Origin of the sequence: Clostridium sp. 1001271st1 H5 (assembly GCF_005845215.1) — a bacterium.
Lineage (GTDB): Bacteria > Bacillota > Clostridia > Lachnospirales > Lachnospiraceae > Enterocloster.
In genome coordinates, this window is sequence record NZ_SPHO01000009.1 from 219,369 (window position 1) to 237,461 (window position 18,093).

Annotated in this window: 22 protein-coding genes; 6 read left to right on the top strand and 16 right to left on the bottom strand. The window is 51.2% G+C overall.

The annotated features are described in order from the left end of the window. Positions 1-55: 55 nt before the first annotated feature. The 6 genes from FGS84_RS15645 to FGS84_RS15670 all read right to left on the bottom strand — a co-directional run bounded on the left by FGS84_RS15645 (position 56) and on the right by FGS84_RS15670 (position 4,332). The gene (locus FGS84_RS15645; RefSeq protein ID WP_243129990.1) at positions 56-760 is read right to left on the bottom strand and encodes an HAD hydrolase-like protein; all 705 of its coding nucleotides are present in this window, start codon (positions 758-760) and stop codon (positions 56-58) included. Continuing rightward, the gene (locus FGS84_RS15650) at positions 747-1,565 is read right to left on the bottom strand and encodes a PTS system mannose/fructose/sorbose family transporter subunit IID (RefSeq protein ID WP_138309467.1); all 819 of its coding nucleotides are present in this window, start codon (positions 1,563-1,565) and stop codon (positions 747-749) included. The genes FGS84_RS15645 and FGS84_RS15650 overlap by 14 nt, the downstream gene beginning before the upstream one ends. Then, positions 1,566-2,312, bottom strand: coding sequence for a PTS sugar transporter subunit IIC (locus tag FGS84_RS15655; RefSeq protein ID WP_138309468.1), 747 nt, complete (start codon positions 2,310-2,312; stop codon positions 1,566-1,568). A gap of 73 nt (positions 2,313-2,385) precedes the next feature. Continuing rightward, the gene (locus FGS84_RS15660; protein WP_138309469.1) at positions 2,386-2,856 is read right to left on the bottom strand and encodes a PTS sugar transporter subunit IIB; all 471 of its coding nucleotides are present in this window, start codon (positions 2,854-2,856) and stop codon (positions 2,386-2,388) included. Next, positions 2,853-3,281 carry a PTS mannose transporter subunit IIA gene (locus FGS84_RS15665; protein WP_138309470.1) on the bottom strand — a complete coding sequence of 143 codons (429 nt, stop codon included), beginning with the start codon at positions 3,279-3,281 and terminating at the stop codon, positions 2,853-2,855. Before FGS84_RS15665 ends, FGS84_RS15660 begins: the two co-directional genes overlap by 4 nt. A 37-nt stretch (positions 3,282-3,318) precedes the next feature. Then, positions 3,319-4,332, bottom strand: coding sequence for an SIS domain-containing protein (locus FGS84_RS15670; RefSeq protein ID WP_138309471.1), 1,014 nt, complete (start codon positions 4,330-4,332; stop codon positions 3,319-3,321). A gap of 252 nt (positions 4,333-4,584) precedes the next feature. Here FGS84_RS15670 and FGS84_RS15675 point away from each other — a divergent pair, with 252 nt between their 5' ends. The 4 genes from FGS84_RS15675 to FGS84_RS15690 all read left to right on the top strand — a co-directional run bounded on the left by FGS84_RS15675 (position 4,585) and on the right by FGS84_RS15690 (position 7,640). Next, positions 4,585-5,346, top strand: a complete 762-nt coding sequence (locus FGS84_RS15675; RefSeq protein WP_207739934.1) for a GntR family transcriptional regulator — start codon at positions 4,585-4,587, stop codon at positions 5,344-5,346. 74 nt (positions 5,347-5,420) lie between these two features. Beyond that, positions 5,421-6,101 carry a GntR family transcriptional regulator gene (locus tag FGS84_RS15680; protein ID WP_138309473.1) on the top strand — a complete coding sequence of 227 codons (681 nt, stop codon included), beginning with the start codon at positions 5,421-5,423 and terminating at the stop codon, positions 6,099-6,101. Positions 6,102-6,207: 106 nt separating this feature from the next. Next, positions 6,208-6,771 carry an N-acetyltransferase gene (locus FGS84_RS15685; protein ID WP_138309474.1) on the top strand — a complete coding sequence of 188 codons (564 nt, stop codon included), beginning with the start codon at positions 6,208-6,210 and terminating at the stop codon, positions 6,769-6,771. 32 nt (positions 6,772-6,803) lie between these two features. Continuing rightward, positions 6,804-7,640, top strand: coding sequence for a polysaccharide deacetylase family protein (locus FGS84_RS15690; protein ID WP_138309475.1), 837 nt, complete (start codon positions 6,804-6,806; stop codon positions 7,638-7,640). A gap of 202 nt (positions 7,641-7,842) precedes the next feature. Here FGS84_RS15690 and FGS84_RS15695 read toward each other — a convergent pair whose 3' ends face one another. Continuing rightward, positions 7,843-8,199, bottom strand: a complete 357-nt coding sequence (locus FGS84_RS15695; RefSeq protein WP_138309476.1) for an arsenate reductase family protein — start codon at positions 8,197-8,199, stop codon at positions 7,843-7,845. Positions 8,200-8,227: 28 nt separating this feature from the next. Next, positions 8,228-9,247, bottom strand: a complete 1,020-nt coding sequence (locus FGS84_RS15700; protein ID WP_138309477.1) for a hypothetical protein — start codon at positions 9,245-9,247, stop codon at positions 8,228-8,230. 122 nt (positions 9,248-9,369) lie between these two features. Between FGS84_RS15700 and FGS84_RS15705 the strand changes: the two genes are divergently transcribed. Further along, entirely contained in the window at positions 9,370-10,005 is a 636-nt protein-coding gene (locus FGS84_RS15705; RefSeq protein ID WP_138309478.1) for an SGNH/GDSL hydrolase family protein, read from the top strand. A 58-nt stretch (positions 10,006-10,063) separates the two neighbouring features. Here FGS84_RS15705 and FGS84_RS15710 read toward each other — a convergent pair whose 3' ends face one another. Beyond that, positions 10,064-10,849, bottom strand: coding sequence for a DUF6282 family protein (locus FGS84_RS15710; protein WP_243129991.1), 786 nt, complete (start codon positions 10,847-10,849; stop codon positions 10,064-10,066). 70 nt (positions 10,850-10,919) lie between these two features. On the opposite strand from FGS84_RS15710, the gene FGS84_RS15715 reads away from it, so the two are divergent. Next, a complete protein-coding gene (locus FGS84_RS15715) occupies positions 10,920-11,597 on the top strand; it encodes an RraA family protein (protein ID WP_347563842.1) in 678 nt (225 codons plus the stop codon). 104 nt (positions 11,598-11,701) lie between these two features. Here the strand turns inward: FGS84_RS15715 and FGS84_RS15720 are convergent, their stop codons facing one another. The 7 genes from FGS84_RS15720 to FGS84_RS15750 form a co-directional block, all read right to left on the bottom strand. Then, positions 11,702-12,637, bottom strand: a complete 936-nt coding sequence (locus FGS84_RS15720; RefSeq protein ID WP_138309479.1) for a 2-dehydropantoate 2-reductase — start codon at positions 12,635-12,637, stop codon at positions 11,702-11,704. A gap of 17 nt (positions 12,638-12,654) precedes the next feature. Next, positions 12,655-13,194, bottom strand: a complete 540-nt coding sequence (locus tag FGS84_RS15725; protein ID WP_138309480.1) for a nitroreductase family protein — start codon at positions 13,192-13,194, stop codon at positions 12,655-12,657. Positions 13,195-13,217: 23 nt separating this feature from the next. Then, on the bottom strand, positions 13,218-13,901 hold the full coding sequence (locus FGS84_RS15730; RefSeq protein WP_138309481.1) for a YkgJ family cysteine cluster protein: 684 nt from the start codon (positions 13,899-13,901) through the stop codon (positions 13,218-13,220). Positions 13,902-14,195: 294 nt separating this feature from the next. Further along, positions 14,196-14,504 carry a transcriptional repressor gene (locus FGS84_RS15735; protein ID WP_138309482.1) on the bottom strand — a complete coding sequence of 103 codons (309 nt, stop codon included), beginning with the start codon at positions 14,502-14,504 and terminating at the stop codon, positions 14,196-14,198. Positions 14,505-14,608: 104 nt separating this feature from the next. Next, entirely contained in the window at positions 14,609-14,818 is a 210-nt protein-coding gene (locus tag FGS84_RS15740) for a FeoA family protein (RefSeq protein ID WP_138309483.1), read from the bottom strand. Between the two features lie 210 nt (positions 14,819-15,028). After that, complete coding sequence (locus FGS84_RS15745) at positions 15,029-17,230, bottom strand: DNA topoisomerase III (RefSeq protein WP_138309484.1); 2,202 nt, start codon at positions 17,228-17,230, stop codon at positions 15,029-15,031. A 49-nt stretch (positions 17,231-17,279) separates the two neighbouring features. Beyond that, a complete protein-coding gene (locus FGS84_RS15750) occupies positions 17,280-18,014 on the bottom strand; it encodes a class I SAM-dependent methyltransferase (RefSeq protein WP_138309485.1) in 735 nt (244 codons plus the stop codon). Between the last annotated feature and the right edge of the window lie 79 nt (positions 18,015-18,093).

An 18,093-nucleotide genomic window follows, 5' to 3' on the forward strand; every position in this document is an offset into this window, starting at 1 on the left:
CTCTTTACCGATTTATAAATTTATAGTAACATATTATAAAATATTTTACAATAATTTATAAATTATATTTACAAAAGACGCTTCCAGCCGCCAGCCGCTCCAGCAAAAAAGGTATCTCCCTGCAATCTTCTGCCATTAAGTCTCCGTCCCCAAACTCCTCCTCGTTTCCATACCCATACCTGCATCCGATGAATCCCGCCTGATTGGCCATTGCAGCCTCTCTGTCATAGAAACGGTCACCTACCATGCAGCACCAGTCCGCGCCTGTCCGGTCCATCAGTACACCCAGACTGTCTGCCTTATCCTCCTTATGGGTAAGGCCCTGTATATAATCAAAATACTCCCTTATAGCAAGCGTCCCCAGCACATCCTCTAATTCGTCTTCCTTTGCATTGGAACAGATTGCCACAACATATCCCTGTCTCTTCAGCTCCCCAAGCATCCCAGGCACTCCGGGATAGGTCTGCGCCCTCTCATGCATAAGAGGAATCCAATGCCTCTCCACTGCCCGGTAAAAGCGTCTGAAGGTTTCCTCGCTGTCATCTCCCAGAAAAAACATGCTGTCCTCCCGGAAGGGGGCGCCAAACCTGGAACGTATCACCCGCTCCGGGACATGGCCCGCCCCCAGCTCCTTAAGGGCCTCCTTATAAGCGGCTACTGCGTATGTATGGGTCATGTTCAGCGTCCCATCCAAATCAAATGCCACCAGTCTTGTCTTTTCCCTTGTTTTTCCACTTCTCTCTCTTTTAGAAAATTCCAATCCAGCACCCCGCAATACAGATTACAAAAATGCCCAGTATAATGGCAATGGTCTTTACATTCCGGTTAAACAGCCAGACACAAAGGAAGGTGGCTCCCAGAGGAAGGAGTCCGGGAAAAATCTGGTCAAAGATGGACTGCAGGGTAGTCTCTGTGCCGGAAAGATTAAAGGTCAGGGAGGTCTGCAGCGTCACCATGGTTCCTATCATGGCTCCGATAACCGTAAGTCCCAGTATGGAGGCCCCGTAGGATAGCTTTTCAATCAGATGGTTTTCCGCTGAGTGTTCCAGGAATCTGGTTCCCATCTTGTAGCCGGCATTGCCGGTAATGTACTTGGTGAGAAAATGGATTGCCGTATACAGGAAGAAATACAGAAGCGCTCCCAGTATGCTGCCCTGCTGGGCAAAAGCAATGCCGATACCGGCAGTTATGACACGGAATGTACCCCAGAAAAAGGAGTCGCCTATACCGGACAAGGGTCCCATGAGTCCTACCTTCAGGTTATTGATGGACTCCTTGTCAAAGTTCTCCGTCCTGGCACATTCCTGCTCCATTGCAACAGAAAGGTCAATGACAAAAGGCGATACATGGGGCGTGATATTAAATGTCTCTGTGTGCCGGTGCAGCGCCTCGAAATAATCATCGTCCTCCGGATAAATCTTCCTCAGGGGCTTTTCCATGGAATACATGAATCCGTAGGCCATCATCTTATCAAAGGACCAGGAGGACTGCATGGTAAAGCTTCTCCAGAACACACTGCGCAAATCCTTCTTTGTTATGAGGGAAGTTTCTTTTGTCTCCTGCATTTAAAAATCCTCCTCTTCTTCAAACTTCAAATTTCCCACGGCAATCAGCGCCATACACAATCCGGCCACAGCAACTCCAATCACATCCATTTTAATGTACATGACCGCTATGAAACCCAGGAACAGATAGGGCATCAGCTTTTTATTGCCCATCATCTTAATCAGAAGCGCAAGTCCCACACAGGACAGCACGCCTGCCGCCACATCAAATCCATCCAGCACGACCTGAGGAATCAGCTTAATGACAGCATTGATGCTGCCCGCGCCAAAATACATGGCAAAGAACACCAAAAGCATGGACGGAACCCCCACCATCAGAGGCAGCGTAATGAGATGCCACATATTGGCTCTTCTTAAATTTCTCTGGGCCAGGGCCTTCTCAATCTGTTTTCCTCCCCAGCTGGCGCCTATGGCATAACAGCCGTTTCTCCACATCTGCAGGAATATGGACAGAGGCAGAGCCAATGCAACGGCTGTCCCCACGCCCTCCCCGCTTTGGATGGCAATGGCTGTCCCCAGTACGCTGGAGGCGTATACCTCCGGCGGGGTTGCACTTCCTACCATGATGGAGCCCATAAACATCAGTTCCAGCGTGGCGCCTATCATAATTCCGGCCTGGAAATCCCCCAGAATCAAACCCACGATAGGCGCGGTGAACAGCGGACGTCCCATCATGGATGCCCCAAATGTATATTCGTCAATGGCAGCTAAAAAGGCCACGATTGACACCAGTATTGCCTGAAGCATAATCCTTCTCCCTTCACTGTCTTCTAATCTAATTGATTTTCTCACATATGCGTTATATCAGTATTTCTGTCCCCTATATCAGCGTCATTGCGTCCGTCTCTTTATCCGTAGGCACTGCCCGGCATTCCACAACCGCCCCGGCCTGGGCCATGGCGAGGATATTCCGGACATCATGGTCATCTACAGCCAATGAATGGGTGATGATTCTGCGGTCCCCGGTCTTTTTCATATTGCCGAGATTAATGTGGTTCACATCCTTGACATTCTCCACCAGCCTCAGTGCATCATCCGTGTTGCCCACAATGACAAATACCTTATACTTATCCGTCTTGGTACCATTTAACAGGGCAATGGCATCCGGCACAGACTTTATGGAAAACTTGATTCCCGCCGGCGCTGCCAGCTTAAGGGTGGTGGCCCGCAGCTTATCAGCCGCCGCCTCGTCGTTTACAACCAGTATGCAGTCAGCCCCCAATGAATTGGTCCAGGCAAATGCCACCTGGCCATGTACCAGTCTCTCATCTACTCTTGTAATCTTAATCATGCGAAATCCTCCTCACTTTCTTCTGATACCTGCTTCATCAGGTCATTGATGAACACGCACCCTTCCCTGGCTGCCTGTATACCCTGCTGAATCAATTCTTCTGTGTCCACGGCGCTTTCCAGCATGGGAACCATGGCCAGCAGCATAGGGGCATTTACACCTGCCAGGACGTAAACCCCCGGATGGGAGAGCTGCCCGGAGAAAGCATTGGCCACACTGCCGCCCAGCACATCTGTCAGGACAATCAGCTCATCCCCGTCTTCCATTTCCGCTACGGCAGAGGCCGCTTCCCTGTCCATATCAAAATCCGGGGTGGTATATGCGCTCAGGACACCTACCTTCTCATTTTCGCCCAGGACAAAATTCATGGTCTGCTTTAGTCCTCCGGCAAACTCACCGTGGGTTGCAATTAATATCTTTCTCATGGGGCACTCTCCTTTACCTGATTCATCATTCCGGTTATTAATATTCTACGGTCCTGTAATATCTGCGTATATCCAGGCTGTGGTCCTTCACATGTTCAAAATGGGCGCTGACACGCTCCAGCTGGGTGGACATTACCATGGGAGAGACATACTTCCTCATATCGGCGTCAATCCCCTCCAGAGGATAATCCTTTGTATCCCATACCTGCACCACATCGGAATACTTCCTGACGAAATTCTCTACCCTGTCAACCAGAGGACGCGTCTCGTCCTCCCCCTTAAAGAGCATAAAGCTCATGTTTTTATCCGTCATCTCCATTGTGCCGTGGAAAAATTCTGCTGCGTGGATGGATTTGGTGGGAATCCAGAGCATTTCCTCCAGAACGCACATGGCAAAGCAGTATGTCTCCCCCCATGTATTGCCGGCGCCCACACACATATGGAAGCCTGTGTCCTTATGCTTTCTGGCAAACGCAAGGGCTCTCTCATCATTCTGCTCCCGTACCCTTAACAGCACCTCCGGCATCTTCCCCAGTGTTTCCATGAACCGCTGGTACTCCGGAAATTCCCCGTTGCGCAGCATCAGCCTGGCTCCCAGGGCAAAAAACTGGATATGCAGCTCCTCTACCAGGTTATCATTGCAGGCCGCATTCTCAACCACATAATCAGATGCATCCGCCAGGGGTGTATTCCTGTCCCCCACAAACGAAATTACCGTGGCCCCCACGCTTCTGGCATACTCTGCCGCAGCAATGGTTTCTTTGGTAGTTCCTGATAATGAGGCTGTGATAAAAAGAGAATCCTTAGTCAGTGACCTGGGCTTTGCAGCCAGCAGCTCCGCCGCAATTTCATGATACCATACCAGTGCGGAATTTGTCTTCAGCATGTATGCCAGCGGACTGATGATTGCATAAGTGCCTCCCGTCCCAACCAAATAGATGTTTTTATATCCCAAATCGCTCACCCTATCTGCAATCCTATTTATCTCATCTATCTGAGCGACTGCTCCATTCAATGTTTTTAAGAAATCCTCATTCTGAAAACCGTACATTATAATCCTCCTCTTACTTTGATAAACTGAATTTAACGTGTTTTATTGGATAGTGTTTGTACAAACCATATTGTGTTTTTACTATACCAACATCCTTACACTTTGTCAATACCATTTTTCATACCAATTCAATTTTATTTTATACAACATTGCATTTTACTGTTTCTTTTTTTCTAAAATATGATATAATGAGGCAGGGTGCATTTTCAGACCTGATAAAGAATAAAAAGAAGCCTGGCACGGAGGAAACGGATGCAGAGAAAACAGATACAGAAACAGACGAAATCAGAAGCATTTACCCAAACACTGAAAAGCAGTATCCAGGAAGGAATCTATCCCTATGGAACCGCCCTTCCTGCCGAGCGCGAGCTGGCTGAACATTTTGGACTTAACCGCTCAACTGTAAGGGCTGCCATCCAGACTCTGGTGGAGGAAGGATTATTGAAAAAGGTCCAGGGCAAAGGGACGTTTGTGATGCGCCATGCCCAGGATGATACGTATACCCATTTCAGGGGCATGGGCGAGCTGCTAAAAAACCATGGATACATCCCTTCCTCCAGGATTTTATATACCGGTCCCACAGCAGCCGGTTACAAGCTCTCCCGCCTGCTGCAGGTGGATGAAGACACGGTTTTATACCGCATCATGCGTCTGCGCCTTGGCAACGGACAGCCTGTATCCATTGAAAACACCTTTGTTCCCTATGAACTGATTCCTGATATAGAGGGAATTGATTTCCAAATATACTCCCTGTATGACGCATTTGCCATGAATTCCCTTCACATTGCCGATATACAGCAGGTTTTTTCCACCACCCGGGTGCGTAATTCCGAAGCAAAATACCTGAACACAGAAAACGGGACCCCCGTGGTATCCATTGCCATCACCTCTTCCAGCGAGGGAAACGGAATCATTGAGTACACAAATGCACTGGTACTTCCTGAGTTCTGCAAATTCTACTCAGACGGTGTCATCCAGGACAGCAAGCTCAATGTATACGCCCAATCCTTATAGACCAATGATGGGTTTTACGATACCAGAAGGATATCTCTCCAGAGCAGCATTTACGAACAGAAAGGTAAAACAGTATGCCGAAAGTTTTCAATCTTCTTAGTTATGACATTGCGGAATATATAGAACGATACATTCACGAACAGGGGCTGCAGCCCGGCGACCGCCTGCCCACGGAACGCGAGCTGGCAGCCCAGCTGGATATCACCCGCGTCAGCGTGCGCCAGGGATATCAGCGCCTGCTGGACCAGGGAGTTATCCGGTCGGAAAACGGTTATTATGTAAATCCGCCCAGAACAGACCGTTCCCTTATTGCCTATTGTTTTCCCTATGCAGATTCCTGTCTGCAGCCGGATGTATTTTCTGTAAAATCCACTGAATATATGCCGGATGCCATCCGCAATATCTGCAACAACATGCTGAATGCCGACCACAACTCCCATCTCAGCATGAACCGTTTTATAGAATACCTGTCTGATATCCCCGCGGGAATCACTTATACGGCCCAGACCAGCTCGTCCATGCAGTCCTTCCCCGGACTGTTTTATGTCCGCTCCATGCCGGAGGGGTTAAAGCAGACCCAGTATATGCGGGTCCATACGCCCAGCCAGGAAGAATACGGGCTGTTAGAGCTGAGCGAACATGACAGCATGCTGATGCTGGTAAATGGTTTCCAGTACAAAGGCGCTCCCATTGCTGTCAGTGTTTCGCTCTGCGTGGGTACCAGGATGAATTTAATTGCCTCCATCACCATATGATGCCCTATGGCCCGGGGAACCGCCTTTTTCACATGGCCGGGAGGCCCTCCCTTTCCACCCGGTATTTAAAACCGCCCCGGAATATCCACAAAAGGAGTTGACAGCTATGAATATCCTGACCGCAGACGCATCCGACGCAGCGGAAATATACCGTATCATGACAGAGGCCCGTTCCCTTATGCCGGACCCCGGCTGGTACTGCACCGACTCAGAAAAATATATCCGAGCTCATATAGAGAACCCGGATACAGGCATTGCCTTTAAGGCAGTGGACCACGGTTGTCTGGCTGCTTTTTTCATCATTCATTATCCAGGCAATACCCCGGACAGCCTGGGGCGTTACATGAAACTTGGCCGCGAAGACCTGGGCAGGGTAGTCCACATGGACTCCCTGGCTGTACGTCCGGACTTCAGGGGAAGGGGACTCCAGTCTCTGCTCATGGCCCATGGGGAACAATATCTGAACGCCACTCCCTATTGCCATCTGATGGGTACGGTCCATCCCGAAAACCGGTACAGCCTGAACAACTTTCTCAAGCTGGGATACCGGATTGTGGCTACCACGGAAAAATATGGGGGCCTTCCCCGCCATGTACTGTATAAATCCTTAAGCCAGCCCCCTTCTTTTGCCGGTTCCGGGAATAATCCGGCTCCTGTTTCTATATATTAAAGTAATTACTTCTGAAACAGGACCTATCCTTTATGAAAAACAGACTCAGAAGACTTCCCATCAAGAAGCTGTTACAGACCACCCTGCTGTTTGCCCTGGCCTTTTGTGCCGGCCGGCTGGCTGCCCAGGTAGTGGAATACAATCGTCCTCCCGAAGCAGTGACCACCTCAGCCGACGGCAACTGGGGACTCAGTTTTCCGGGCGAGGGCCAGATGCCCATAGGAAACGCTACCGCAGACTATCTGAAACAGTTCAATGCCTACTATGCCCAGAATACCCAGGATAAGGTCATCTACCTGACCTTTGACGCCGGCTATGAAAACGGAAACACGGCCGCCATCCTGGATGCCCTGAAAAAGCACAATGTACACGCCACCTTTTTCCTGGTGGGAAATTACCTTCAGACCAGCCCGGACCTGGTAAAACGAATGGTGGCCGAGGGCCACAATGTGGGAAACCACACCTTCCACCACCCGGATATGTCGAAAATCTCCACCAAAGAGGCCTTTGAAAAGGAACTGAATGACCTGGAAACCCTGTACCAGCAGACCACAGGCCAGCCCATGAAAAAGTATTACCGTCCGCCCCAGGGCAAATACAGTGAAAGCAACCTGAAAATGGCCAATGATATGGGCTATAAGACCTTTTTCTGGAGTCTGGCCTATGTGGACTGGTATGAGGATAAGCAGCCAACCAAAGAGGAAGCCTTCAAAAAGCTCCTGACCCGCATCCATCCCGGCGCCATTGTCCTGCTTCACAGCACATCTAAGACAAACGGGCAGATTCTGGATGAACTTCTGACCAAATGGGAGGAAATGGGGTATCATTTCGGAACCCTGGATGATTTGGCGGCAGCGGACCAGACCTAAAGCTCCATCCGGCCAGGCCGGATAAAAAACCTGGTTCTGTTAGAAAAATGCCGGAAAAATGCGCTTCACAAGCTGCATCTTCCGGCATTTCATACCTGCATTTTTCCATGGGTCCCGCCATTCCAAGTCCCGCCGGCCGCGCCGGTCTTAGTTCCACTGCCCACGCCAGTCTTAGTTCCACCGCCCGGGCCGTTCTTAAAACCTACAGCAGTTTTTCCTTCCATTCTGCTTCCTTAAATCCGGTGAGCACAAAGCCGTCTCCCACTGCCAGCGGCCTTTTCACCAGCATTCCGTCCGTGGCCAGAAGTGCCAGCTGTTCGTCCTCATCCATGGACGGCAGTTTGTCTTTCAGGGACATTTCCTTATAAATATTCCCGCTGGTATTAAAGAAACGCTTCAGCGGCAGTCCGCTTATCCCATACCATGTTTTCAATTCTTCCAGGGTGGGATTTTCCTCCTTAATGGGCCTTTCCTCATAGGCAATCCCATTGGCATCCAGCCATTTCAAAGCTTTCTGGCAGGTAGAGCATTTTTTGTAGCACAATACGGTAAGACTCATGTTTCATTCCTCCATCCATTCTATTTCCCTATTTTGCGGCAAACCCCAGCTCTTTGGCTGAACCGTCAAAACAGGATGTCTCTCCATTATAAGTAACCATATTCTCTGCTGAATATGTAAGCAGGGAAGAAGGATTTTCTTTCATCCATCCCCCGTTTTTTTCCACACAGCCCCTTATATCATCTGACTGCGGCGCGTTAAATTCCACGATTCGGACATCATCCGGTTCCACGGCCATCTTTCCATCCGCCTTGATGGATGGCTTAAACTCCCCTCTGCCGTATGCCAGCACCGCTGCCCCGCCGCCTGCAGCCCTCATCTCTCCCTTAGATTCTTCCACTTTGAGTCTGCATGAACACAGGCCGATTCCGGATTGGTACGCAGCCGAAATCCTTCCTGAACTCCCGGCCAATTCCACCTCCGGACAGGATATCCCCGCATACATTCCCTTTACATCCAGCTGTCCGCCCTCCAGACGCAGGGCCGGCTGGCCGGCTCCATTTCCATCTCCCAGAATTCCTGCTGTTCCTGCTTCGATATCCAGGTTTCCCTTTCCCCGGATAACCAGAGTGCCTGATTGTATGCGTATGCCCGCGCCTTCTGACCGCAGCCAGCTGCCGCTGCCTTCCTTTAACTCAATGATTAAGTCCCCTGTTATATCAATGGCTGGCCGGGATGTGCCCGGGTTTTTCGCAGACAGGCTTCCCTCAGCTGCATCTCCTTCAACTGTATTTCCGTCAGCTGCGTTCCCCGCCCCTGCGCTCTCTATAACCGCATTATCCAATGTAAGGGTGTAAATATCCCTGGAGTTTCTCAGCCTCCACCCATCTCCCTCCACCATTTTCCCCCGCCCCGGAAGCTCCACCTTTCCTTCATCTCCAAGGGAAAGAGCTGTGAGAGGCACCTGCTCCCTGGACTGGGTCAGCCCAAATCTGGATGCCACATATATGCCTGCGCTGGATATAGCGGTGCAGAATACAATGATAAGGATAATGAACAGAACAGCCCGCACCGTCCTGCCCGCAAACCCTTTGGAAATCCTTTCCATATAGATATTTCCTCCTGTTACAGTTTCGTTTATTTTATCATAAAGTGATTTATTTTTCCATTACTTGTGATATCATAGGAGAAAAGTATGGTTGCAGACCATGCAGTAAGGAGGTTCTGTTTATGATAAATATTCTCTGCTTCGGCGACTCAAACACATTCGGGACCAACCCCAAGGGAGGGCGCCATGCCTGGAATACCCGCTGGCCCGGGCGTCTCCAGGTTCTTCTCGGACCTGAATATTATGTAATTGAGGAGGGCATGGGCGGACGTACAACAGTCTGGGATGACCCCCTGGAACCCGGACGCTGCGGCATCCAGGCCCTTCCCATGGCGCTCCAGAGCCACAAACCCCTGGACCTGGTTATACTGTTCCTGGGCACCAATGACTGCAAAGCACATTTTCACGCTTCACCCAAGGTCATAACCAAGGGAATGGAAAACCTGTGCCACACGGTACAGGGATTTGATTATGGGGAAGGTTATAAGAAGCCTAAGATTCTGGTCATATCCCCCATCCGCATAGGAAACGATATGGAGCACTGCCCATATGCCAGCTTTGATGAGACGGCACCAGCCAAATCAATGGCCCTGGCGCCGCTCTACCAGGAGCTGGCCAGGACTGAGGGATGTCTCTTCCTGGATGCAGCGTCCCTGGCAGGCCCCAGCACCATAGACCAGCTCCATATGGACGCAAAAAACCATGGGGCGCTGGCCGAAGGGATTGCTGAGGTGGTAAAGGGGTATTTTGAACCGTAAAGGCAGATGCTGCCGCCTTAACACTGCAACAGCCAGCGCCAAAAGGCGCTGGCTGTTGCTATTCCACTAAATATCCAGGATTCCCGCTAATCATGGCCGCTATTTCCCCCACTGCAAATCCCATTTTCAGCAGATGCTGCCCATAATCCAATAACCCGTCATCCGGATATATACCATTGTCTTTTCCCAAGTCAGTGGTAATGATACACCGCTTGGCGCCTATGGTCCGAATCTCCAATGCCACCTTTTCCCAGGGAATGCATCCCTCTGCCGGAGATGTATAGGAATGTTCTATCCAGGCTCCCAATCGAACCAGCTCCTGCTGTTCCTCTGCTGTATAATGGGTAAATTCCCAGTCAGCGTGTGTTATAAGCAGCTTCCCAAATCCCCTCTTAGAAGCTTCCCTGGCAAGGGCAAAGGTTTCCTTATGTGTAATATGGCCTGTGCCCAATACTAAATCATGGGACTGGACCACATCCAGCACTTCCTGCATCTCACGGCACAATTTACCCGATTCATCTATAAGACAGTAAGACGGCACCGTCCGTCCGGCATCCAGCATGGTTTTCTGCATATCAATATATTGAGGCAGATGTTTCAGATAATAATCCTGCTGCGAAGCAGCGTCAAAGGTGGGACACCATACAATCTTTGCCCCCATCCTGGCAGCTGTTTCCACAGCCAGGGGATTCAGCCCGCCCACCGATGCATTTAAAGTAATGGTCCCCACTGCGTTGCACTCCGGATAACAGGCCCGGACCGCAGCAGCCTGAAGACAGGTGGGGGCGTAGTGGGACTTAATGGCAAATCCCTTCATTCCTCTCCTTACTGCCCTCTCTGCCATCTCCAGCGCTGTCACGGAACGCGGTATGATGTCCGGACCGCAATGGATATGCAGGTCAAAAGTAGGATGTGTGATTGTAGAAGATTTTAAGCGGCCCGACAGGGCGCTGGTGGAAACGTTCAGGGGTGTGGCAGTAGCGAATCTGGACGACTGCATGAACCGCATATCGGCTGTCCATGAAGATATACGGCCTGTCAACAAGGGACAGCTCCTGGGAACTGCGTTTACGGTCAAGGTTCCCTCCGGCGACAATCTCATGTTTCATGCAGCCATGGACCTGGCCAAACCCGGGGATGTGATTGTCATTGACGCAGGCGGGGATACCCGCCGTTCCATCTTTGGCGAGCTGATGGTGACATACTGCCGGAAACGCGGTATAGCGGGCATCGTGGTAGACGGTTCTCTCCGCGACGTGGACGCCATGTCCCAGCTTACCGACTTTCCGGTATACGCCAGGGGCATTACGCCGGACGGTCCCTACAAAAACGGACCGGGTGAAATCAATACTCCCATTGTGTGCGGCGGACGGCTGGTAAATCCCGGGGATATTGTAATCGGAGACCAGGACGGCGTTCTCTTTATCAGACCCCAGGACGCACCTTGGCTGTTGGAAAAAGTCAGTCAGCTTCATGAAAATGAAATAAGGATTATCAGTGCCATAGAAAAGGACGGCACCTATATCCGCCCCTGGGTAAAGGAAAAATTAGAAAGTCTGGGAGCCCAGCGCATAAACTACGTTGAATATTAATCCGGTCCATTTCATATGAACCATGGCAGCCTTGCAATTCCACCTATAAGAGCGCCGGAAAACAAATTCCGTTTTCCGGCGTTTCTAATCTAATGTTTCTAAACTCATCCAAGCCAGCTGTTCTCCATCTCCTTAATTCTCCGGTACAGCTCCCGGTTCACCGGCACCTCCAGACCTGCTTTCTCTGCCCGGCGAATCACTGTACCGGCAAAAAATTCCACCTCTGAGGGCCTGCGGGCCAGTCCGTCCTGCCGCATGGAAGGCATTCCGCCGGGATTCAGGCTGTCTATCAGTTCAACGTAGTCGTCCAAATCCTCCATGGTTACACGGATTCCCTCTCTCTGGGCCAGGGCCACCACCTCTGCCATGGCAGCCTTCATCATCTGCCTGGCCGGTCCCGGCTTTTGTACGGTTGCGTAGGTCCCTTCCGCCACCATAACGGCCTGGTTCACGCCCACATTCAGCATCCATTTGCACCAGAGCCTGCGCAGAATGTCCGGCTCCCTGGTATAGGGAAGTCCTGTACGCTCAAACAATTCCGTAACTGCATCCAGCATTCCCTCCTTCCAGGATTCCTCCCCGGGAATTCCAATGCATATCTGTCCCATATGGGAATAGGTCAGCTCATTTCCCATCTTCACGGCATCCATGCCCTGGGCCACGCAGTACAGCATGTGCTCCATTCCCAGCATCCCTCCTATGACGGCTTCGCTGGTAATACCATTGAGTACGGAAAGAATCACGGTATCCTTTCCCACCTGGTTCCTGGCCATTGGCACGGATGCCTCCAGCGCTGTGGCCTTCACGGCAAATATCAGAAGCTGGGCCGGCCCCCTGGGGTCCGGTTCATCCCCCGGACGGACAGAGAAGTTCCACTCTTTTCCATTACAGTATACCGGTGCGCTGCGGTAACGCTCCACCCGCTCCCGGTCCGCCAGAAATGTAACCTGCTCCACCCCCAGGGTTCTTGCAAAAAAATCCCCGTACAATACGCCCAGCGCACCCATTCCCACAATGGATACTCTTGTAATCCTGTCCATGGCTTTCCTCCAACTGATTAATAGAACCTGGCAATCTCCTCAACCATGTTACGCTTTGGCATCTGAGGGTCGGCTGCACCGTATCCAAGGGCAATGACCGACACCACCTCCTGGTCCTCACCGATGGAGAGCAGTTCTCTCAGCTTATCAGCATCCCTTATTCCCATAACCAGGGTGTCCAGGCCCAAATCCCTTGCCTTCAGCAGCAGGTTCTGGTTATGCATTCCCAAATCATAGCACCCCCAGCCGTTTCCCAGTTCATTGGAAGGGGTTCCGTCATTGTCATAGCCTGAACGGTTCTTAACAAAGGAGGCCACAATCAGCACCGGTGCGTCCTTGCAGTTTGTCTGGTTAAAGGACGGCAGACAGGTTTCCTTTACTGTTTTCAGCATGTCATCCGACATGACCACATAGTATCTGGCTGTCTGGGAATTCTTCCAGGACGGCGCAAAGACAGCTGCCTTAAGGACTTCCTCCACCTGCCCGCGGCTTACCTTCCTGTCCGGCTGGTACTTTCTCATACTTCTTCTTTCCCTTAATACTGCATCTAATTCCATATGATATTCCTCCTATCCATTTTTTATAGATGGAAACCGCCTTTTAGAGCCACAAAATCAGCTGCCTCTGAAAGCCGTCTGTAGAACTGGGGGTAAAACCCTTCCCCGCCGCTGTAAGGAATTATGTAGAACTGCTTCAGCACATACATATCCACGGTTTTCCTCACATCCGGGTTCCCGTTTTCCTCCAGCCCTTTTTCCAGGTCCTTGAGAAAATAATGCCAGTCATTTACAAACTTCTCATATTCCTTTACATCCGGGGTATCTATCCACTTGCGGACCTTTACCTTGCTCCTGTTCTCCCTGCGGCATTCGTGGACCTGCAGGAAGTAACTGAAGGACCGGTTCTCATACAGCCTTCCCAGCGGGAAAAGACGGCAGAATCCCGGCCTGCAGGGGTGGATGCTGCATCTGCCCTCCCCGTCCAGGAAGGAACAGGCCTCATCCCTGCCCGTCATCCGCACGTTGGGCAGGATGATGCCATCCACCACATTCATCTCAAGTGGCCCGGCCAGAAGCTGTTCCGGGGTCATGCCCATGTTCACCGTAAGGCGGAACATATCCAGAGGGTCCAGTATAATGGACGTCCCCATTTTACGGCAGCAGGCAGAACAGCCTTCACAGCCCCCGCTGTCAGCCCTCACCATATCATTGATACCATATAATTTTCCGTCGGATATGTCCTCCAGACTGACCGCTCGTTCCATGATTTCCAATACTCCCTTTCCAGCAGTTTCCATATTATTTCTAACAGACAGTATACCACCCTTTCCCGTGTTCACGCAACCATGCTTTTACGGGCAGAGTACAGCTTGTTCACCCCTGGCGCACCTTATTCCCTTTCATTATTGGAACTGCGGCCCGGAGCCCGCAGAACTTCCTTTTCATAAAACCTGATATTGGCCTTGGTGATTCCTGCATTTTTACGTTCCGGCAAACAACAAAGAGGCAGAGGAATGACGCGCCTGGGGCGCACATTTCCTCTGCCGTATGTTCTGTTTCTAATCCAGCCAGTCCCGGGCCCGGTTCTCCACACAGGGACGGTCCGGCAGGCTGTAGCGGTAGCATCTGCTGAATACCCCAATCTCTTCCAGGGTAGATACCATGCGGTACACGGTTGCCATACCGATGGTCGCGTCACGCTTTGCCGCCTCGTAATATATCTCTTTACAGCAGTTCCATTTTCCGCTCAGTATGACATCCAGAAGGACCATACGCTGTTTGGTCATACGTTTCCCCTGGCTCCTCAGTTCCTGGATGACCCGCTCCTTCTGCCACATGCGGGACTCCTCTCTTTGTTTCCATGGCATATCACATCAGCTCCTTTACTTTGCTGTCAGGCATTACCCCCTGCCCTTTGGACATTCCTCCGGCCTCTCTGGCGGAAAGCAATTCAAACATATGCTCCTGAGGCTTATATCATAATTTTATTTGCCATCTCCCTGCTGACTGCCACCCGCGATTCCCTGATATGTACAATCACATTGCCGTTATTCACAGACACTATGGTTACAGGAGTGCCTGGTGTGAATCCCATGCTCTTCAGATGACGGCGAATTTCTTCCTTGCCTCCCAGACGGGTGATGGATGCGGATTCACCGGTTCTTGCCATTGTCAAAGGCATTTTATACCCTCCTCCGTTAAGTAAGTTGTCGCTAACCCTATTCTTTAAAATATGCAGCCGGAATCTCCTGCTTCCTGTTCTTTGCAGGAATCAGCACATCCTGACTGCATATATAGATTAGCACCAACTAACTTTCTTGTCAAGAATTTTTTACTGGCTCAGACGGTTTTTGTTTTGTTTTTCCGCTTATGACAGCGCGCCCTCTGGCCATCATCCCTTATCCTCCAGCTTAAGACCGGCCAGCGCCTTGGCGAATGCATTGTTAACCGGCTCCCCGGCTTCCTTATTCTGCTGGTTCAGATACCTGGCCACGTCCTTTTTTGTCACGCCTGCGCCTTCCTTTTTCCTGCGCTCCTCAAACGCCTTCAGCTTCTCCTTGTGGCCGCATTTGCACACAAATACCTGGGTGTCCCCCTTGCCCTTAAGCTCCATCTTCTTATGGCACACAGGGCATCTGGCATTGGAGGTACGTGAAAGAACCTCCCGGTGGCCGCACTCCCGGTCCTGGCACACCAGCATCTGCGTGTTCTTTCCCTTTACTGCCAGCATCCGTTTTCCGCATACAGGGCATTTTGTGTTGGTCAGGTTGTCATGGCGGAAAGAGCCTTCCCCTGTCTTAATCTGGCGAATCAGCTCCTGGGAATAGCCCCGGATATCCTTCATGAACGCGCCCCTTTTCAGGTTTCCTTTTGCAATGCCCGACAGCTTCATCTCCCAGTCCGCTGTCAGCTCCGGCTTCTTCAGGTCCTCAGGCACCAGCTCCAGAAGCTGCCTTGCCTTGGATGTAAGATAGATATCCTTGCCCCGCTTTTCAAGCAGAAAGCTGGAAAACAGTTTTTCTATGATATCAGCCCTGGTGGCAACGGTGCCCAGACCGCCTGTTTCGCCCAGGGTCTTTGCCATGGCCTTATCCTTTGTCTCCATATAGGCCACGGGATTTTCCATGGCGGAAAGCAGCGTTGCCTCATTAAAGGGAGCCGGCGGTTTTGTCTTACCCTCCGTCATCTTAAGGGACAGGCCCTTTAGCACATCCCCCCTTTTCAGGTCCGGCAGCTGCTGGTCCTTTACCTCAGTCTCATCCCCGTCTTCCCCGTCTTCCACAGCCGTGTCATAAGCAGCTTTCCATCCCTGGCTCTTTACAATCCTTCCCTTTGCAATAAACCGCTCGCCCCGGATATCCACCCCAAGGCTGGTTTCATCATATTCAAAAGGCGGATACAGGACGGCAAGAAACCTGCGGACCACCAAATCATAAATCCTGCGCTCATCAATGGTCATGTGGTCCAGCTGCACATACTGTTCCGTGGGAATGATAGCGTGATGGTCCGATACCTTGCTGTTATCCACAAAAAAAGGCTTTGCCGGCAGGGGCTGGTTCACCAGGCGGCCGGCCAGGGTCTTATAAGGGCCGATGGCGCACGCCTTCAGCCGTTCCTTAAGGGTGGGAACAATATCCGCGCTCAGGTATCTGGAATCGGTTCTGGGGTAGGTCAGGACCTTATGGTTCTCGTAGAGGCGCTGCATGATGTTCAGCGTGTCTTTGGCAGAGTAATTAAACCGTTTATTGGCATCCCGCTGCAGCTCAGTCAGGTCATAGAGCAGGGGGGCGGATGTCTTTTTAGGTGTGCGCTTTACCTCAGCCACAACAGCCGGCTCCCCCTTAAGATTCTGGGCCAGGCCCTCTATCCGGCCGCGTTCAAAGGAACGGTGGCTGCCTGTGCTCACATCCTGCCATGTAAGGACCAGTCCGTCCGTTCTGGCCTGAAGACCAAAGTACGGCTGAGGCACAAAGGCACGTATCTGGGCCTCCCGCTTTGCTATCATAGCCAGGGTGGGGGTCTGGACGCGGCCGCAGGAGAGCTGGGCATTGTATTTGCAGGTCAGGGCCCTGGTGGCATTGATGCCCACCAGCCAGTCCGCCTCTGCCCTGCACATGGCTGCATCATACAGACTATCGTATTCCCTGCCGTCTTTCAGGTTTGCAAATCCTTCCCGGATGGCTTTGTCTGTCACAGACGATATCCACAGACGGCGGATGGGTTTGCTGCATCCTGTCTTTTTCAGAATCAGCCGGGCTACCAATTCGCCTTCCCTTCCCGCATCAGTGGCAATGATGATATCCCCCACATCCCCGCGGTAAATCTGGGTCTTCACAGCCTGGTACTGTCTGGCAGTCTGCTTGATGACCTCCAGTTTAAATACCTCAGGCATCATGGGAAGGTCCTCCATCCTCCACTCCTTATACTTCTTATCATAATCCTCCGGGTCCGCCAGAGTCACCAGGTGGCCCAGCCCCCAGGTAACCACATAGCGTTCCCCCTCTATGGCGCCGTTTATATTCTTCCCGCATTTAAGAACCCGGGCAATGTCCCGGGCAACAGAAGGTTTTTCTGCTATTACAAGTGATTTCATCGATGTACTCCTTATCTTGATTTCTAACCGGTGTCTCTGCCGTCCTCTGTCAGGAACGTTTTCTGGCCGACACAATTAACATCATAGGCCTTCGCATCTCATCCCGCATACCGGGTATATGGAACATACTCTCCGGCGGCTGGGGCTCCACCACCTGGCAGAGTTCAAATCCATGGGTCAAAAGGGTGTTGAGGTACGTGGTCAGGGTACGGTGGTACTTAATCACTTCTTCCCCCAGGAAAACAGCCTTTCTTTTTCCCTCATAATAATAATTATCCACAGGAAAATGAAGGATATTTCCCTCCTCGTCATAATACCAATCCTGGGTTCCATAGGCAGTGAATACAGGATGCTCCACAGAAAACACAAAATATCCACCAGGCGCCAGCCCATCCCTCACTTTATCCACCACCTGGCTGAAGCTTTCCACATAGTGGAATGCCAGTGAACTCAGCACCACATCAAAGGATTCCTCCGGAAAATCAATATCCTCCATAGCGCATTCCACATACTGCACCCTGGAATCATTTGTCTTTTCCCTGGCCACCTCCAGCATCTTACCGGATATGTCCACACCCACGGCAGAGACAGCCCCCTGCTCCATGGCATAAATACAATGCCAGCCATACCCGCAGCCCAAATCCAGCACACGCTGCCCCCCAAAATCAGGCAGCAGCGCCTTCAGTGTCTCCCATTCGCCTGCTCCCGACAGTCCTTTTTTAGAACGCTCCATCTGGCTGTATTTTTCAAAAAATATTTCATTGTCATATTTATTCTCTTTCATCCTTATCTCCTTTTCCCCGCGGCATTTCCTTCATTCTAACATATTCCCTCTGGCATGTCACCGCTGTTTTCATTTCTTC

Coding starts and splice junctions, on each gene's coding strand:
- FGS84_RS15650 (WP_138309467.1), bottom strand. CDS start 1,565: ATGCAGGAGACAAAAGAAACTTCCCTCATAACAAAGAAGGATTTGCGC.
- FGS84_RS15655 (WP_138309468.1), bottom strand. CDS start 2,312: ATGCTTCAGGCAATACTGGTGTCAATCGTGGCCTTTTTAGCTGCCATT.
- FGS84_RS15660 (WP_138309469.1), bottom strand. CDS start 2,856: ATGATTAAGATTACAAGAGTAGATGAGAGACTGGTACATGGCCAGGTG.
- FGS84_RS15665 (WP_138309470.1), bottom strand. CDS start 3,281: ATGAGAAAGATATTAATTGCAACCCACGGTGAGTTTGCCGGAGGACTA.
- FGS84_RS15670 (WP_138309471.1), bottom strand. CDS start 4,332: ATGTACGGTTTTCAGAATGAGGATTTCTTAAAAACATTGAATGGAGCA.
- FGS84_RS15675 (WP_207739934.1), top strand. CDS start 4,585: ATGCAGAGAAAACAGATACAGAAACAGACGAAATCAGAAGCATTTACC.
- FGS84_RS15680 (WP_138309473.1), top strand. CDS start 5,421: ATGCCGAAAGTTTTCAATCTTCTTAGTTATGACATTGCGGAATATATA.
- FGS84_RS15685 (WP_138309474.1), top strand. CDS start 6,208: ATGAATATCCTGACCGCAGACGCATCCGACGCAGCGGAAATATACCGT.
- FGS84_RS15690 (WP_138309475.1), top strand. CDS start 6,804: ATGAAAAACAGACTCAGAAGACTTCCCATCAAGAAGCTGTTACAGACC.
- FGS84_RS15695 (WP_138309476.1), bottom strand. CDS start 8,199: ATGAGTCTTACCGTATTGTGCTACAAAAAATGCTCTACCTGCCAGAAA.
- FGS84_RS15700 (WP_138309477.1), bottom strand. CDS start 9,247: ATGGAAAGGATTTCCAAAGGGTTTGCGGGCAGGACGGTGCGGGCTGTT.
- FGS84_RS15705 (WP_138309478.1), top strand. CDS start 9,370: ATGATAAATATTCTCTGCTTCGGCGACTCAAACACATTCGGGACCAAC.
- FGS84_RS15710 (WP_243129991.1), bottom strand. CDS start 10,849: ATGGCAGAGAGGGCAGTAAGGAGAGGAATGAAGGGATTTGCCATTAAG.
- FGS84_RS15720 (WP_138309479.1), bottom strand. CDS start 12,637: ATGGACAGGATTACAAGAGTATCCATTGTGGGAATGGGTGCGCTGGGC.
- FGS84_RS15725 (WP_138309480.1), bottom strand. CDS start 13,194: ATGGAATTAGATGCAGTATTAAGGGAAAGAAGAAGTATGAGAAAGTAC.
- FGS84_RS15730 (WP_138309481.1), bottom strand. CDS start 13,901: ATGGAACGAGCGGTCAGTCTGGAGGACATATCCGACGGAAAATTATAT.
- FGS84_RS15735 (WP_138309482.1), bottom strand. CDS start 14,504: ATGCCATGGAAACAAAGAGAGGAGTCCCGCATGTGGCAGAAGGAGCGG.
- FGS84_RS15740 (WP_138309483.1), bottom strand. CDS start 14,818: ATGCCTTTGACAATGGCAAGAACCGGTGAATCCGCATCCATCACCCGT.
- FGS84_RS15745 (WP_138309484.1), bottom strand. CDS start 17,230: ATGAAATCACTTGTAATAGCAGAAAAACCTTCTGTTGCCCGGGACATT.
- FGS84_RS15750 (WP_138309485.1), bottom strand. CDS start 18,014: ATGAAAGAGAATAAATATGACAATGAAATATTTTTTGAAAAATACAGC.